Source organism: Streptomyces sp. NPDC014991 (assembly GCF_043080665.1).
Taxonomy (GTDB): Bacteria; Actinomycetota; Actinomycetes; order Streptomycetales; family Streptomycetaceae; genus Streptomyces.
This window is the reverse complement of record NZ_JBIBVY010000005.1, coordinates 196,670-210,873: the sequence shown is the minus strand read 5'-3', so window position 1 is coordinate 210,873 and position 14,204 is coordinate 196,670. Positions and strand designations below refer to the sequence as shown.

Sequence of the window (14,204 nt, the reverse complement as noted above, 5' to 3'; positions counted from 1 at the left end):
CCTCAGCCGGCCGGCTCCGCCATGGTTTTGTTTGACGCAGGTCACACGTGCGGTCCGGCTGCCGGGCGGCGATCTCCGTCATGCTGTCCTCAGACATGGGCGTACTGAGCGGTACGTCACCAACCGCGACACCGGAGGGGATCGCCATGGCCGACACCGTGCTCTACGAGGTGAGCGACGGACTCGCGACGATCACGCTGAACCGCCCGGAGGCGATGAACGCGCTGAACATCGCGGCCAAGACCGCTCTCCGGGAGGCGGCGGAGTCCGCGGCCTCGGACACGGCCGTACGGGCGATCCTGCTGACCGCCGCCGGGGACCGGGCGTTCTGCGTGGGCCAGGACCTCAAGGAGCACATCGGGTTGCTGGCCAGTGACCGGGAGACCGGGGCCGGGCAGACGATGAGCACCGTCAGGGAGCACTACAACCCGATCGTGCGGGCCCTCACCGGGGCGCCGAAGCCGGTGGTCGCGGCGGTGAACGGCGTCGCTGCCGGCGCCGGATTCGGCTTCGCGCTCGCCGCGGACCACCGGGTGGTGGCCGACACGGCCGCGTTCAACACGTCGTTCGCGGGCGTGGCGCTGACCGCCGACTCCGGCATCTCCTGGACCCTGCCCCGGGTGATCGGCCCGAGCCGCGCCGCCGACCTGCTGCTCTTCCCGCGCAGCATCAGCGCCCAGGAGGCGCTGGAGCTGGGCATCGCCAACCGCGTCGTCCCCGCCGCCGAGCTGCGCGCCGAGGCGGAGCGGACGGCGCGGACGCTGGCCGGGGGGCCGACCGTGGCGTACGCGGCCATCAAGGAGGCGGTGGCGTACGGACTGACGCACTCGCTGGACGAGACGCTGGAGAAGGAGGACGAGCTCCAGACCCGGGCCGGGCGCTCCGAGGACCACGCCATCGCCGTGCAGGCGTTCGTGAACAAGGAGCGGCCGAAGTACCTGGGCCGGTAGCGGGACGCGGTCCCGCGCCCCTCAGCGGGCGCTCCTGGCCACGCACGTCTCCAGATGGTCGTTGACCAGGCCGCACGCCTGCATCAGGGCGTACGCCGTCGTCGGGCCGACGAACCTGAGGCCGCGCTTCTTCAGGGCCTTGGACAGGGCCGTGGACTCCGGGGTGATCGCGGGGACGTCGGCGAGGGTCCTCGGGGCCGGGCGGTCCGCCGGGTCCGGGGCGTGGGACCAGACGAGGTCGTCCAGCTCGCCCTCCGGCCAGTCGGCGAGGACGCGCGCGTTGGCGAGGGTCGCGTCGACCTTGGCGCGGTTGCGGATGATGCCGGGGTCGGCCAGCAGCCGCGCGCGGTCCTCGTCGGTGAAGGTGGCGACCTTCTCGATGCGGAAGCCGGCGAAGGCCGCGCGGAACCCCGGGCGGCGGCGCAGGATCGTGATCCAGGACAGGCCCGACTGGAAGGCCTCCAGGCTGATCCGCTCGAAGAGGGCGTCGTCGCCGCGGACCGGGCGGCCCCACTCCTCGTCGTGGTACGCCACGTAGTCCTCGGTGGACAGGGCCCAGGGGCAGCGCAGCGCGCCGTCCGGCCCGGCCAGGGCGACTCCGGCGGTCATCGCTGCTCCTCCCCCGCGCCGCTCCTGTCGGTGCGGGCGTGCGCGGCGGCTGCTCTCGCGCCGGCCAGCGCGGACTCCAGGTCGGCGATACGGGCGTCCCGCTCGGCCAGTTCGGCGGCGAGACGGCCGAGCGCGTCGTCGACGTCCGCCATGCGGTAGCCGCGCGGGGTGACCGGGAAGCGCAGGGTCTCCACGTCCGCGCGGCCCACCGGGCGGTCCGCGGGCAGCGGGTCCCGCAGCCGCTCCGGCGCCGCCTCGGGCAGCGGGCCGCTCTCCCCGCCGCCCACCACGGCCAGGGACACCGCGGCGACCACGACGGCCAGCGCGACGACCAGGAACAAGAACATCACCATCGCGAGGGGTCCCCACGCTCGTTACCGGACGCTGTGCCGGCAGCTGAATGTGTCAGGGTCCGATCGTGCCATGCGCGTCCGACGGTTAGGGTCGCAGGCGGCCGTACTGCGGGACGTACTAGGAGAGGGCACAGCGGATGCTCAGGCTGGGCAGGCGGGAATTCGGACCGCACGAGCCGGTGATCATGGCGATCGTGAACCGGACCCCGGATTCCTTCTACGACCGGGGAGCGACCTTCCGCGACGAACCGGCCCTCGCGCGCGTGGAGCAGGCGGTGGCCGAGGGCGCCGCGATCGTCGACATCGGCGGGGTCAAGGCGGGGCCCGGCGAGGAGGTCACGGCCGAGGAGGAGGCGCGGCGCACGGTCGGTTTCGTCGCGGAGATACGGCGCCGCTTCCCGGACGTGGTCATCAGCGTCGACACCTGGCGGGCCGAGGTCGGCGAGGCGGTGTGCGAGGCGGGCGCGGATCTGCTGAACGACGCGTGGGGCGGGGTCGACCCGGGGCTCGCGGAGGTAGCGGCGCGGTACGGGGCCGGGCTGGTGTGCACGCACGCGGGCGGTGCGGAGCCGCGGACGCGACCGCACCGGGTGACCTATGACGACGTGGTGGCCGACATCCTGGCGGTGACGCTGGGGCTGGCCGAGCGGGCGGTGGCGCTGGGAGTGCCGCGGGAGTCCGTGCTGATCGATCCGGGGCACGACTTCGGCAAGAACACACGGCACAGTCTGGAGGCGACGCGGCGGCTGGACGAGATGGTCGCCACGGGCTGGCCGGTGCTGGTGTCGCTGTCCAACAAGGACTTCGTCGGCGAGTCCCTGGACCGGCCGGTGAAGGAGCGGCTGATCGGTACGCTGGCGACGACCGCGGTGTCCGCGTGGCTCGGGGCGCGGGTGTACCGGGTCCACGAGGTCGCCGAGACCCGTCAGGTCCTGGAGATGGTGGCGTCCATCGCCGGCCACCGGCCCCCCGCGGTGGCCCGCCGGGGCCTGGCCTAGGGTCTTTCGTTCGGATCCGGCCTGATCCGAACGAGAGTGGCCCAGGGTCCTTCCGCCCGTCGTGTCGTCCCGCCCCGGCCCCGCCTGGAAGACGGGCCCGGGGCGGGACGGCGGCCGGAGTCCCGGGCTCAGCGGCCCGCCTCCTTCGAGACCAGGGCCACCGCTTCCTCCACGTCGTCCGTCACGTGGAAGAGCAGCAGGTCCTGCTCCGCGGCCTTGCCCTGGGCGATCAGGGTGTTCTTCAGCCAGTCGAGCAGGCCGCCCCAGTACGCGCTGCCGAAGAGGACGATCGGGAAGCGGGTGACCTTCTGGGTCTGGACCAGGGTGAGGGCCTCGAAGAGTTCGTCGAGGGTGCCGAGGCCGCCGGGCAGGACCACGAAGCCCTGCGCGTACTTCACGAACATCATCTTGCGGACGAAGAAGTAGCGGAAGTTCAGTCCGATGTCGACATAGGGGTTCAGCCCCTGCTCGAAGGGAAGTTCGATGCCGAGGCCGACGGAGATGCCGCCCGCCTCGCACGCGCCCTTGTTGGCCGCCTCCATCGCGCCCGGGCCGCCGCCGGTGATGACCGCCCAGCCGGCCTCCACCAGCCCCCGGCCGAGCCGGACGCCCGCCTCGTACTCCGGCGAGTCCACCGCCGTCCGCGCCGAACCGAACACGCTGATGGCGGGCGGGAGTTCGGCGAGGGTGCCGAAGCCCTCGATGAACTCCGACTGGATGCGCAGCACCCGCCAGGGGTCGGTGTGCACCCAGTCGGTGGGGGCGCGTTCGTCCAGCAGCCGCTGGTCGGTCGTGCTGGTCGTCACCTGTCCCCGCCGTCGGAGGACCGGTCCGAGCCGTTGCTCGTCCGGCGGCTGCTTCTTCCCCTCGGGGTTTCCGGTAGCCATGTGCGCTCCCTCCGCTTGCCGGTAGTTCGATGTCAGCCTAGATCCACGCGGGTTACGGAGGGGGGACGTACGCGTGTCCGCCGCGCGTGCGCCGTGCGCGCCGCTACGCGGTGAGCCAGTTGCGCAGGCGCTCCTCGCCCGCCAGGATCTTCGCCGTCTCCACCCGCTCGTCGCGCTTGTGGGCCAGGTGCGGGTTGCCGGGACCGTAGTTGACCGCGGGGATGCCGAGCGCGGAGAAGCGGGACACGTCCGTCCAGCCGTACTTGGGACGCGGGAGGCCGCCGACCGCCTCGATGAAGGCCGCCGCGGCCGGGTGGGAGAGGCCGGGCAGCGCGGCGCCACTGTGGTCCTCCACCACGAACTCCTCGACACCGCAGTCCGCGAACACCTCGCGGACGTGCGCCACCGCCTCCTCCTCGGTGCGGTCGGGGGCGTAGCGGAAGTTGACGGTCACCACGCACTCGTCGGGGATGACGTTGCCGGCCACTCCCCCGCTGACGCCCACCGCGTTCAGGCCCTCGCGGTACTCCAGGCCGTCGATCACCGGCCGGCGCGGCTCGTAGGACGCCAGCCGGGCCAGGACGGGGGCCGCCGCGTGGATGGCGTTGGAGCCCATCCAGCCGCGCGCCGAGTGCGCCCGCTCGCCCCTGGTCCTCAGCAGCACCCGCAGCGTGCCCTGGCAGCCGCCCTCGACCTCCCCGTCGGACGGCTCCAGCAGGATCGCGAAGTCGCCCTCCAGCCACTCGGGGCGGGCCTCGGCGACGTGCTTGAGGCCGTTGAGGTCGGCGGCGACCTCCTCGTTGTCGTAGAAGACGAAGGTCAGGTCGCGGTTGGGGGCGGGGACGGTGGCCGCGACGCGCAGCTGGACCGCCACGCCCGACTTCATGTCGCAGGTGCCGCAGCCCCACAGCACGCCGTCGTCGTCGAGCCGCGAGGGCACGTTGCCGGCGATCGGGACGGTGTCGATGTGGCCGGCCAGGATGACACGCTCGGCCCGGCCGAGGTCCGTACGGGCGATCACGTTGTTGCCGTGGCGGTCGACCGTCAGGTGCGGCAGCGCGCGCAGGGCGGTCTCGATCGCGTCCGCGAGCGGCTTCTCGGTGCCGCTCTCCGAGGGGAAGTCCACGAGCCGCGCGGTGAGCGCGGCGGCGTCCAGCGTGAGGTCAAGCGAGGTGTCGGCCATGGCCACGACCCTAGCGCGCCGGCCGCGGGGCCGGACGGGCCGCGCGGCGCCGGCCGCCGACCAGGCCGGTCGTGGGCTCCAGTACCTTGTACGCGTGCCAGAGCCGTCCCCCACCCGTCCCCAGCGTCGCGGCCGCCTCCTGCGTTACACGGCGGCCCTGTTGGTCCTGTGCGGTGTCGTCGCGTACCTCGTCGTGCAGTACGTCACCGGAGGCGGCCGGGCGCGCGGCTGCGAGGTCGTCCCGGCCGCGGGTGACGGGGCGTCGTACGAGTTCACGCCGGAGCAGGCGGTGAACGCGGCGACGATCGCCGCCGTCGGCACCGGACGCGGGATGCCCGAGCGGGCCGTGACGATCGCGCTGGCGACCGCCCTCCAGGAGTCGGGGCTGCGGAACATCGGGCACGGTGACCGGGACTCGCTGGGCCTGTTCCAGCAGCGGCCCTCGCAGGGCTGGGGGACCGAGCGGCAGATCATGGATCCCGCGTACGCGGCGGGCATCTTCTACGCGCACCTGTCCAAGGTGCCGGACTACACCGGCCTGCCGCTGACGGTGGCCGCGCAGCGGGTGCAGCGCAGCGGCTACCCGGAGGCGTACGCCAAGCACGAACCGGACGCCGCGCTGCTCGCGGCGGCCCTGACCGGACGGGCCGCGGCCACGCTCACCTGCGACGGGCGCCCGGAGCGCTCGGCTTCGGCGACCGGGCCCGACGCGGTTCGGGCGGCGTTGGTACGGGACTTCGGGCGGGACGCGCTCCAGGAGACCGGGGCGGAGGTGGGCGGGACGCCCGTGCCGTCGCCGTCCCCCTCGCCGAGCGTGACGGCGAGCGCGCACGGGCGGACGGTGACCGTTCCGGTGCCGCAGGGCGCGAAGCGGGACGCGAGCGGGCGCGGCGAGCTGGCGCGTGGCTGGCAGCTGGCGCAGTGGGCGGTCGCCAACTCCTCGGCGCTGCACATCCGGCGGGTGTCGTACGCGGGGCGGGTGTGGACCGCGGGCAGCGGTGGCGACGCGTGGGGCAGGGCCCGTTCGCGGGGCGCCGGCGGCGCCGAGCGGTCCGTGGGGGCCGTGCGGATCGAGACCGGACAGTAGTACGGCGGATCACTCCGACGGGTTACGTGGTGCCGGGCCGCCCGGCGGCCCGGCCGGGGGGTGTGCGGGGCGGGCGAACCCTTGGGCCGCAAGGGGCGGAAGGATTCTGCCGACCGCGCGACCCACACTGTTTGCCCGTTTTTATCCACACCTGATAATGCGATGCGTTATCCATTCTTTACCTGGGCCGTCCGCAACCTTCGCGGCCCTCGAGCGGTAGTCACGGCGTCCGGGCCCGGACACCTCCGTCCCGGACACACCGTTTTCCTCCCGTCGAATGGAGCATCATGTCCCTCCCCCTGACCCGCCGGATCGCCCGTGCCGCGCTGCTCGTCGCAGCGGGAGCGGCTGCCGGGGTCGGTGCGGCCGGCTCCGCCGGTGCGGCCACGAACCTGCCGGCCACCCCGAACCTGGGCGGCCTGACCGCCCTGGACGGGGCGCACGTCGACAAGACCGTCGACGGTGCCGCCTCGGTCGCGGGCGAGACCGGCGGCGGCGCCGTGACGCAGGCGGCGCCCGCCGTGCAGCAGGCCGCGGGGGGCGTGGCCGGGAGCACGGGCGGGGCCCTCGGGAACGCCGCGGCCGGCGCGGCGATGGGCGGGCTGCCGACCGGGGCCGCCGCCGAGGGCGGGCTGCCGAGGTCGTCCCTGACCAAGGGCGGGCTGCCGACCGGGTCCCTCGCCAAGGGCGGGCTGCCGGCGCCGTCCCTGCCGGGCAAGGGCCTGCCGCTCGGCTGAGCGTCCGGCTCCGGCGCCGAAGGGGTCCAGGGTTCCTCCTGGGCCCCTTCGGCCCGTGCGGTGGCTGTGGCGGCTATGCCGTCAGACGGGCCACCGCTGCCCGGACGCGTTCGTCCGTCGCCGTCAGGGCCACGCGGACGAAGTTCTCGCCCGCCGTGCCGTAGAAGTCGCCCGGGGCCACCAGGATGCCCAGGTCGGCCAGGTGGGACACCGTGGCCCAGCAGGACTCGTCCCGGGTGGCCCAGAGGTAGAGGCTCGCCTCGCTGTGTTCGATGCGGAAGCCGTGGGACAGCAGGGCCGCCCGGAGGGCCTCGCGGCGGGCCGCGTAGCGCTCGCGCTGCTCCTGGACGTGGGCGTCGTCACCGAGGGCGGCCACGACCGCCGCCTGCGTCGGTGCGGAGGTCATCATGCCGCCGTGCTTGCGGATCTCCAGCAGCGGGCCGAGCACCGCCGGGTCGCCGGCGACGAACGCCGCGCGGTAGCCCGCCAGGTTGGAGCGCTTGGACAGGGAGTGGACGGCGAGGATGCCGTCGTAGGAGCCGCCGTTGACGTCGGGGTGCAGCACCGAGACCGGGTCGGCCTCCCAGCCCAGTTCCAGGTAGCACTCGTCCGCGACCAGCAGGACTCCGTGCGCGCGGGCCCAGGCGACGATCCGGGTCAGTTCCTGCTGGGGGATGACCTTGCCGGTCGGGTTGGACGGGGAGTTGAGCCACAGCAGCCGCAGCCGCGACGGATCCAGCTCGGTAGGGTCGTCGTAGACCTCGTGATCCGCGCGGGCCAGGCGGGCGCCGACCTCGTAGGTCGGATAGGCCAGGCGCGGGTAGGCGACCGTGTCGCCGGGGCCGAGGCCGAGCTGGGTGGGCAGCCAGGCGACCAGTTCCTTGGAGCCGACGACCGGCAGCACATGGCGGTGGGTGACGTCGCGGGCGCCCAGGCGGCGCTCCAGCCAGCCGGTGATCGCGTCGCGCAGTGCGGGGGTGCCCCAGACCGTCGGATAGCCCGGTGAGTCGGCCGCGTCGACGAGGGCCTTGCGGATCAGCTCGGGGACCGGGTCGACGGGGGTGCCGACGGAGAGGTCGACGATGCCGTCCGGGTGGGCCGCGGCCGTCCGCTTGTACGGGGCCAGCCTGTCCCACGGGAAGTCGGGAAGGCGGTCGCGGAGCGACCCGTCGGAAGGGCGGTGGCGGGCGACGGGCGGGGGGCCGGGGACTGCGGACACGATGGGTGGCTCACTTTCGACGGGGCGGCCCAACGCCTCGGTCCCGTGCGGCGGCGATCGGGCCGTACGGGACCGGGGCGGCGCTGGAATTCCCCCCGGTTCGGGCGGAGCGGGAACCGGGGGAAGGCCGCTTGGCGCTCAGACGGTCACTCGCCCTGCGGCGGCAGCGCGGCGACGAAGGGGTGGTCGCGCTCGATCAGCCCCAGCTTGCTGGCACCGCCGGGCGAGCCGAGGTCGTCGAAGAACTCGACGTTAGCCTTGTAGTAGTCCTTCCACTCCTCCGGAGTGTCGTCCTCGTAGAAGATCGCCTCGACCGGGCAGACCGGCTCACAGGCACCACAGTCGACGCATTCGTCCGGGTGGATGTACAAGGACCGCTGGCCCTCGTAGATGCAGTCGACCGGGCACTCCTCGATGCACGCCTTGTCCTTGACGTCGACACAAGGCTGCGCGATGACGTAGGTCACGCTGTCGTTCCTCCTCGATAGGGCGCTGGCGGGCCTCCTCAGGCTCCGCCGCCTGGCGCGCGGGAGCGCGGCGTCGTCGATGCCCGCCCCTAGTATCTCCGTTCCGGAGCATGATCCGAACAGGAGGGGTGAACTGACCAGTGGAAATCTCGGCGAGTGGACGCCTCGAAGTCCGTATCACCCCAGATGACGTGGGAAAACGAGTCTCCGTCAGACGCCTGGGCGAACCCGGTGCGGCGCCTGAGAAGTTCACCGACACGGTCGGTGTTCTCACATCATGGGACGATGGCGTGCTCATGATCACACGCCGGAGCGGTGAACGGGTCAGAATCCCGCAATCCGCGCTGGTGGCGGGGAAAGTCGTCCCGGCCGCGCCGGCGCGCCGCCGGGGGCCCGCCGCCTCCTACTCGGAGCTGGCGCTCGTCGCCGCGCGCGCGTGGCGGCCGGTGGAGAGCGAGCGGCTCGGCGAGTGGGAGCTGCGGGCGGCGGTCGACGACGCGCCGAGCGGGCCGGGCCCGGCGACCGGGCCGCGGACGGGCTTCACCCGGCGGGCCAACAGCGTGCTGCCGCTCGGTGATCCCGGCCTCCCGCTCGACGCCGCACTGGACGCCGTACGCCGCTGGTACGGCGAGCGCGGCCTGCCCGCCTATGTGCAGACCGCGACCGGCGCCGAGGGCACGCAGGAACTGCTGAGCGCCGAGCTGGAGCGGCGCGGCTGGACGCGGGAGGTGACCGCCGAGCTGTGGACCGCCGCCCTGGCGCCGGTCGCGGACCGGGCCGAGGGCGCGGGTGTGGTGCTGTCCCGGACGGTGGACGAGGCGTGGCTCGCGCGGTACCGGCGCACGGGGGTGGGCGAGGTGGCCCGCCGGGTGCTGGGGTCGCAGTCCCCCCGCGCGAGCGAGGCCGGGAGCGGGGGCGGCCCGTCCGTGTGGTTCGCGTGCGTGCCCGGTACGGCGGCCGGTGAGCCTGTGGCGGCGATCGGGCGGTGTGCCGTGGACGGGCGGTGGGCCGGGTTCGCCGCGGTCGAGGTGGCCCCCGGCCGGCGGCGGCTGGGGCTGGCCACCGAGGTGATGGCCGCGCTGGCCCGGCGCGCGCTGGACGAGGGCGCGTCGGCGGCCTGGCTCCAGGTCGAGACGGACAACGAGGCCGCGCGGGCGCTGTACGCCGCCCTGGGCTTCACACCGCACCACGCGTACCACCACTACCGGGCACCGTCGGAGCCGGAGACGTCCTCCGGTCCCGGACGGCCGTAGAACCGCCGTGGGAGGACGGCCGTGGAACTGCCGTGGCAAGACGGTCGTAGAACCGCCGTGGGAAGGGCATGAGCCTGCCATGCATCACCCGTATCTGCCGCCCCCGTACCCGCCGCCGCCGGAGCGCTCCGCCGAACTGCGGCAGCGGTTCGCCGAGGAGGCACGGTCGGAACGGCCGGACCTGTCCGCCCTGTGCCTGCTGATCGGCGCGGAGGCGGACGGTTCGCTGGACGAGGCCGGCATCGACGCCGCGCAGGCGGAGCTGGACCGGCTGGCGGGCGAGCTGCCGTACCGGCCGGGCGGCCCCCGGGCGTGGGCGGAGGCCGTGCGACGGCTGCTCGGTGCCCGCCACGGTTTCCACGGGACGCCCGGCGACTACCAGCGGCTGGAGTCCTCGCTGCTGCACGAGGTGCTGCGGCGGCGGCGCGGGCTGCCGATCCTGCTGTCGGTGGTGTGGCTGGAGGTCGCGCGCCGGGCCGGGGCCCCGGTGTACGGCATCGCGCTGCCGGGGCACTTCGTGGTCGGGTTCGGGGCGGCGGGGGAGCAGGTGCTGGCCGATCCGTTCGACGAGGGCCGGATGCTGACCGGGGAGGACGCGGAACTCCTGGTGGCGGGCGCCTCGGGGGCGCCGCTGCACCCGTCCATGCTGGAGCCGGCGGCGCCGCTGGAGGTCGTGCAGCGCATCCTGAACAACATCCGGGCGTGGGCCGCGGCCCGGCCGGAACGCTCGGACGTCGCCCTGCGGGCCGTGGAACTGGGACTGCTCGTCCCCGCGCATCCTGCGCGGCTGCGCTACGAACGCGGACAACTGCTGGTACAGCGGGGCCAGTTCACCGCGGGCGCCGACGAGCTGGACACCTACGCCGATCTGATCGAGGTGGTGGACGAGGCGGCCGCCGGGAAGGTACGGCAGGAGGCGCGCATCGCGCGGTCCAAGCTCAACTGAGACCGGCCCGCGCTGCCGTCACCCGGCGAAAGGCCCTCACAGCCAGCCCTTCTCCCGGGCGATCCGCACGGCCTCCGCGCGGTTGCGCACCGCCAGTTTCTGTATGGCGGTGGAGAGGTAGTTGCGGACCGTGCCCTGGGACAGGTGCAGGGCCCGCGCCAGTTCGGCGTTGGTGGAGCCGTCGGCCGCCGCGCGGAGCACCTCGCGTTCCCGCTCGGTGAGCGGGTTGGCGCCGTCGGCGAGCGCGGCGGCTGCCAGGGTCGGGTCGATCACCCGTTCCCCGGCCAGCACCCGGCGGACCGCCTCGGCGAGCTGGGCGGCCGGGGCGTCCTTGACGAGGAAGGCGTCGGCGCCCGCCTCCATGGCGCTGCGCAGATAGCCGGGCCGGCCGAAGGTGGTGAGGACGACCAGCTTGACCTGTGGAAACGCGCGATGGATCTGGGCGGCGGCCTCGATGCCGGTGCAGCCGGGCATCTCGATGTCGAGCAGGGCGACGTCCACGCCGTGTGCGCCGACGGCCGCGAGCACCTCGTCGCCGCGCGCGACCTGGGCGACGACCTCGATGTCGTCCTCCAGGCCGAGCAGCGCCGCCAGCGCCTCACGGACCATCGACTGGTCCTCGGCCAGCAGGACTCTGATCTTGCTCGTCATGCCCCGGATCCTACGTCCGCCGCGGCGGCCGTGGGCACGCGGGCGACCAGCCGGAACCCGTGCCTGACCCGGCCCGCCTCCAGACCACCGCCGGCCTTCTCCAGCCGCTCGGTCAGGCCCGTCAGGCCGTTGCCGGGGCCCGCGCCGGCGCCGCCCGTCCCGTTGTCCTCGACGGAGAGTTCGAGCATCGGCCCGTCCAGGGTCTGGCGGTGCAGCAGCCGGACGGCGCAGCGGTCGGCGCCGCTGTGCCGGACCACGTTGGTGACCGCCTCGCGCAGCGCCCAGGCCAGCGCGGACTCGGCCTCCTCGGGGACTCCGGTGAGGTCGGGTTCGGCGGGCAGGTCGGCGGTGACTCCGGCGGCGGTCAGGGCGACCTGGACCCCGGCGAGTTCGGCGGCGATCCGGGGCCGCCGGTAGCCGGTGACGGCCTCCCGGACGTCCACCAGGGCCTGCCGGCTGACCCGTTCGATGTCGGCGACCTGCTGGGCGGCCTGGTCGGGCCGGCCGGGCAGCATCCGGCCGGCCAGCTCGCTCTTCAGCGTGATCAGCGACAGTGAGTGGCCGAGCAGGTCGTGCAGGTCGCGGGCGAGGCGCAGGCGCTCCTCGTTGGCGGCGAGCTGGGCCACGGTCGCCCGGGCCTTGCGCAACTCGATCGTGGTGCGAACCAGCTGACCGACGCCGGTCATCGCGAACCCGATGAGCAGCACCAGCAGGAGCAGCCCCCGCGCCTCCTGCTCGTCGGAGCGCAGGCCGATCAGGTACATCACCAGTGCGGAGGCCGGGACGGCCCAGTAGGCCGCCCGCAGCGGCAGGGTGGCCCCCCAGGCGACCGACAGGTAGACGAAGAGGCCCAGCCAGGCGCTGCCGAGGGTGAGGGCCAGCACGGGGGCGAGGACACCGAGGATCCCGCCCAGTGTGAGCACGACGCGCGGGGCGAACGGGCGGCCGATGTTGCGGAAGACCAGCGTCAGGTAGACCCCCACGAACGCGGCGAGTCCCACTGAGCCGGCCACAGTGGCGCCGGTGGTGTGGCCGCCGTGGACCAGGTCACCGACCGGGGAGCTGAGGAACACCAGCCAGACCCCGATCCACAGCGTCTTGACCAGCAGTTCGCGCCGGTCGCGGGGCGGCAGTCCCACGGGGGCGGGCCGCGCGGTTCCTGCCTGGCGGTCTTCCGTCATGGCGCTCACGCCTTCAGCGTGTCCTTCCGGTACAGCCAGGCCGCGCCGCCCGCGAAGACGACGAAGGAGACGGCGAGGACGGCGATGTCGCGGGCGTGCGGGGCCTGGCTCTGTTCGATCGCCCGCCCGAGGGAAGCGTACGCGTGCGTGGGCAGCCACTCGGCGATGTCCTGGAGCCACCGCGGGAAGGTGGTCGTCGGCATCCACAGACCGCCCAGCATGGACAGACCGAAGTAGGTGATCATGGTGATCGGACGGACCGCGTCTCCGCTGGCGAGGTAGCCGATGGCGACGCCGAGCGCGGCGAAGACCAGGCTGCCGGCCCAGATGGCGCCGCTCAGCGCCAGCCACTGCCAGGCGTCCAGGCGTACGTCCTTGACCGCCGCGGCTACCACGAACACGATCACGATGGACGGCAGGCTGACCACGGCCGCACCGGCGGTCTTGGCGAGGACGTACCCGCGCCCGGGCAGCGTGGTCAGCCGCAGCTGCCGTACCCACCCGTTCTCGCGCTCCTTGGCGATGCGCTCGCTGTTGCCCATCAGGACGGCCGTCAGCGCGCCGAAGGACGCCATGGAGACCATCATGTACGTCGGCAGGGTCAGGCCCGTGCCGTCGATCCTGGTGTGGCTGTCGGCGTTGCCCGCGATCAGCAGGAACAGGCCCGAGGGGTAGATCACGGAGAAGAACAGGAACTTGCGGTTGCGCAGGGCGCGGGTGAGTTCCAGTCTGATCAGGCTGTTCACGGCTGCTTCGCCTCCTCGGCGGCGGTGATGGCGACGAAGGCCTGCTCCAGGCCGAGCCCGGCGACTTCGAGGTTGCGGGGGTAGACGCCGAGGCCGTACAGGGCGTGGACGGTCGCGTCGGCGTCGGCGGACTGGATGCGGACGGTGTGGCCCGACACGTCCAGGGACGTGAGGTGCGGCAGGGCCCGCAGGGCGCTCTCGTCGATCTCGCCCGCCAGGTCGAAGGAGACCCGGCGGGCGCCGGCCCTGGCCTTGATCTCGGCGGCGGTGCCGTCGGCGAGGAGCCGGCCCCGGTGCAGGACCAGCACCCGGTCGGCGATGGCGTCGGCCTCTTCGAGGTAGTGGGTGGCGAAGAGGACCGTGCGGCCCCGGTCGGCCTGCTCGCGCATGGTGGCCCAGAACGCCTGCCGGGCGGAGACGTCCATGCCGGTGGTCGGCTCGTCCAGCACGATCAGGTCGCTGTCGCCGGCGGTGGCGAGGGCGAAGCGGACGCGCTGGGCCTGGCCGCCGGAGAGCTTGTCGACCTTGCGGCCGGCGATCTGCGTGACGCCCGCCCGGGCGAGCACGTCGGCCACCGGGTACGGCCTCGGGTGCAGCGAGCAGGCCAGCTTCACCAGCTCGGCGACGGTGACCTCGTCCATCAGCCCGCCGCTCTGGAGCATGGCCCCGACCCGGCCCGCGACGATCGCCTCGCGGGGGCTGGTGCCGAACAGGCGCACCGCGCCGCTGTCGGCCTGCTTGAGGCCGAGGAGGAGGTCCAGGGTGGTGGACTTGCCGGCCCCGTTCGGGCCGAGGAGGGCGACGGTCTCGCCCGGGTACAGCCGGAGCGAGAGGCCGTCGACGGCCCGCACGCTCCCGTACGTCTTGGTCACCTGGTCGAACCCCACCACCGGGGCGGTGGTGGCCGGTGCCGCTGTCGTCGTCATGCCGTCCATGC

16 protein-coding genes are annotated in these 14,204 nt (G+C 73.8%); 6 read left to right on the top strand and 10 right to left on the bottom strand.

Translation table 11 applies throughout. The features are described from left to right. Positions 1 to 146: 146 nt before the first annotated feature. Complete coding sequence (locus tag ACF1BE_RS11360; RefSeq protein ID WP_392198756.1) at positions 147 to 950, top strand: enoyl-CoA hydratase/isomerase family protein; 804 nt, start codon at positions 147 to 149, stop codon at positions 948 to 950. Positions 951 to 971: 21 nt separating this feature from the next. Here the strand turns inward: ACF1BE_RS11360 and ACF1BE_RS11355 are convergent, their stop codons facing one another. Together ACF1BE_RS11355 and ACF1BE_RS11350 are read right to left on the bottom strand one after the other, a co-directional pair. Next, positions 972 to 1,559 carry a DNA-3-methyladenine glycosylase I gene (locus ACF1BE_RS11355; protein ID WP_392198755.1) on the bottom strand — a complete coding sequence of 196 codons (588 nt, stop codon included), beginning with the start codon at positions 1,557 to 1,559 and terminating at the stop codon, positions 972 to 974. After that, positions 1,556 to 1,912, bottom strand: coding sequence for a DivIVA domain-containing protein (locus ACF1BE_RS11350; RefSeq protein ID WP_392198754.1), 357 nt, complete (start codon positions 1,910 to 1,912; stop codon positions 1,556 to 1,558). The genes ACF1BE_RS11355 and ACF1BE_RS11350 overlap by 4 nt, the downstream gene beginning before the upstream one ends. A gap of 137 nt (positions 1,913 to 2,049) precedes the next feature. On the opposite strand from ACF1BE_RS11350, the gene folP reads away from it, so the two are divergent. Further along, the gene (gene folP / locus ACF1BE_RS11345; RefSeq protein WP_392198753.1) at positions 2,050 to 2,910 is read left to right on the top strand and encodes a dihydropteroate synthase; all 861 of its coding nucleotides are present in this window, start codon (positions 2,050 to 2,052) and stop codon (positions 2,908 to 2,910) included. Between the two features lie 128 nt (positions 2,911 to 3,038). Here the strand turns inward: folP and ACF1BE_RS11340 are convergent, their stop codons facing one another. Further along, the gene (locus ACF1BE_RS11340; protein WP_392198752.1) at positions 3,039 to 3,797 is read right to left on the bottom strand and encodes a TIGR00730 family Rossman fold protein; all 759 of its coding nucleotides are present in this window, start codon (positions 3,795 to 3,797) and stop codon (positions 3,039 to 3,041) included. A 103-nt stretch (positions 3,798 to 3,900) separates the two neighbouring features. Further along, complete coding sequence (gene dapE, locus ACF1BE_RS11335; protein WP_392198751.1) at positions 3,901 to 4,980, bottom strand: succinyl-diaminopimelate desuccinylase; 1,080 nt, start codon at positions 4,978 to 4,980, stop codon at positions 3,901 to 3,903. Positions 4,981 to 5,074: 94 nt separating this feature from the next. On the opposite strand from dapE, the gene ACF1BE_RS11330 reads away from it, so the two are divergent. Both ACF1BE_RS11330 and ACF1BE_RS11325 read left to right on the top strand, forming a co-directional pair. Next, on the top strand, positions 5,075 to 6,067 hold the full coding sequence (locus ACF1BE_RS11330; RefSeq protein ID WP_392198750.1) for a heavy metal transporter: 993 nt from the start codon (positions 5,075 to 5,077) through the stop codon (positions 6,065 to 6,067). A 287-nt stretch (positions 6,068 to 6,354) separates the two neighbouring features. Then, on the top strand, positions 6,355 to 6,804 hold the full coding sequence (locus tag ACF1BE_RS11325) for an ATP-binding protein (RefSeq protein WP_392198749.1): 450 nt from the start codon (positions 6,355 to 6,357) through the stop codon (positions 6,802 to 6,804). A 73-nt stretch (positions 6,805 to 6,877) separates the two neighbouring features. On the opposite strand, the gene ACF1BE_RS11320 is transcribed toward ACF1BE_RS11325, so the two are convergent. Beyond that, the gene (locus tag ACF1BE_RS11320; RefSeq protein WP_392198748.1) at positions 6,878 to 8,023 is read right to left on the bottom strand and encodes a bifunctional succinyldiaminopimelate transaminase/glutamate-prephenate aminotransferase; all 1,146 of its coding nucleotides are present in this window, start codon (positions 8,021 to 8,023) and stop codon (positions 6,878 to 6,880) included. Between the two features lie 146 nt (positions 8,024 to 8,169). After that, positions 8,170 to 8,490 carry a ferredoxin gene (gene fdxA, locus ACF1BE_RS11315; RefSeq protein WP_121787075.1) on the bottom strand — a complete coding sequence of 107 codons (321 nt, stop codon included), beginning with the start codon at positions 8,488 to 8,490 and terminating at the stop codon, positions 8,170 to 8,172. Positions 8,491 to 8,630: 140 nt separating this feature from the next. Between fdxA and ACF1BE_RS11310 the strand changes: the two genes are divergently transcribed. Both ACF1BE_RS11310 and ACF1BE_RS11305 read left to right on the top strand, forming a co-directional pair. Continuing rightward, on the top strand, positions 8,631 to 9,743 hold the full coding sequence (locus ACF1BE_RS11310; RefSeq protein WP_392198747.1) for a GNAT family N-acetyltransferase: 1,113 nt from the start codon (positions 8,631 to 8,633) through the stop codon (positions 9,741 to 9,743). Between the two features lie 79 nt (positions 9,744 to 9,822). Continuing rightward, a complete protein-coding gene (locus ACF1BE_RS11305; RefSeq protein WP_392198746.1) occupies positions 9,823 to 10,689 on the top strand; it encodes a tetratricopeptide repeat protein in 867 nt (288 codons plus the stop codon). Positions 10,690 to 10,725: 36 nt separating this feature from the next. Here the strand turns inward: ACF1BE_RS11305 and ACF1BE_RS11300 are convergent, their stop codons facing one another. Genes ACF1BE_RS11300 through ACF1BE_RS11285 form a run of 4 tightly spaced genes read right to left on the bottom strand, consistent with a single transcriptional unit; the run spans position 10,726 to position 14,193 of the window. Next, complete coding sequence (locus ACF1BE_RS11300) at positions 10,726 to 11,340, bottom strand: response regulator (protein WP_392198745.1); 615 nt, start codon at positions 11,338 to 11,340, stop codon at positions 10,726 to 10,728. Next, complete coding sequence (locus tag ACF1BE_RS11295; protein ID WP_392198744.1) at positions 11,337 to 12,530, bottom strand: sensor histidine kinase; 1,194 nt, start codon at positions 12,528 to 12,530, stop codon at positions 11,337 to 11,339. Before ACF1BE_RS11295 ends, ACF1BE_RS11300 begins: the two co-directional genes overlap by 4 nt. After that, positions 12,527 to 13,267 (bottom strand): ABC transporter permease, encoded by a 741-nt coding sequence (locus ACF1BE_RS11290; RefSeq protein WP_392198743.1) that lies wholly within the window; start codon positions 13,265 to 13,267, stop codon positions 12,527 to 12,529. The genes ACF1BE_RS11295 and ACF1BE_RS11290 overlap by 4 nt, the downstream gene beginning before the upstream one ends. Further along, complete coding sequence (locus ACF1BE_RS11285; RefSeq protein ID WP_392198742.1) at positions 13,264 to 14,193, bottom strand: ABC transporter ATP-binding protein; 930 nt, start codon at positions 14,191 to 14,193, stop codon at positions 13,264 to 13,266. The genes ACF1BE_RS11290 and ACF1BE_RS11285 overlap by 4 nt, the downstream gene beginning before the upstream one ends. Between the last annotated feature and the right edge of the window lie 11 nt (positions 14,194 to 14,204).

What these genes read in the sequence shown, in the direction of transcription:
- folP (WP_392198753.1), top strand. Translation starts at nt 2,050, where the DNA reads ATGCTCAGGCTGGGCAGGCGGGAATTCGGACCGCACGAGCCGGTGATC.
- ACF1BE_RS11360 (WP_392198756.1), top strand. Translation starts at nt 147, where the DNA reads ATGGCCGACACCGTGCTCTACGAGGTGAGCGACGGACTCGCGACGATC.
- ACF1BE_RS11355 (WP_392198755.1), bottom strand. Translation starts at nt 1,559, where the DNA reads ATGACCGCCGGAGTCGCCCTGGCCGGGCCGGACGGCGCGCTGCGCTGC.
- dapE (WP_392198751.1), bottom strand. Translation starts at nt 4,980, where the DNA reads ATGGCCGACACCTCGCTTGACCTCACGCTGGACGCCGCCGCGCTCACC.
- ACF1BE_RS11350 (WP_392198754.1), bottom strand. Translation starts at nt 1,912, where the DNA reads ATGGTGATGTTCTTGTTCCTGGTCGTCGCGCTGGCCGTCGTGGTCGCC.
- ACF1BE_RS11305 (WP_392198746.1), top strand. Translation starts at nt 9,823, where the DNA reads ATGCATCACCCGTATCTGCCGCCCCCGTACCCGCCGCCGCCGGAGCGC.
- ACF1BE_RS11300 (WP_392198745.1), bottom strand. Translation starts at nt 11,340, where the DNA reads ATGACGAGCAAGATCAGAGTCCTGCTGGCCGAGGACCAGTCGATGGTC.
- ACF1BE_RS11340 (WP_392198752.1), bottom strand. Translation starts at nt 3,797, where the DNA reads ATGGCTACCGGAAACCCCGAGGGGAAGAAGCAGCCGCCGGACGAGCAA.
- ACF1BE_RS11325 (WP_392198749.1), top strand. Translation starts at nt 6,355, where the DNA reads ATGTCCCTCCCCCTGACCCGCCGGATCGCCCGTGCCGCGCTGCTCGTC.
- ACF1BE_RS11285 (WP_392198742.1), bottom strand. Translation starts at nt 14,193, where the DNA reads ATGACGACGACAGCGGCACCGGCCACCACCGCCCCGGTGGTGGGGTTC.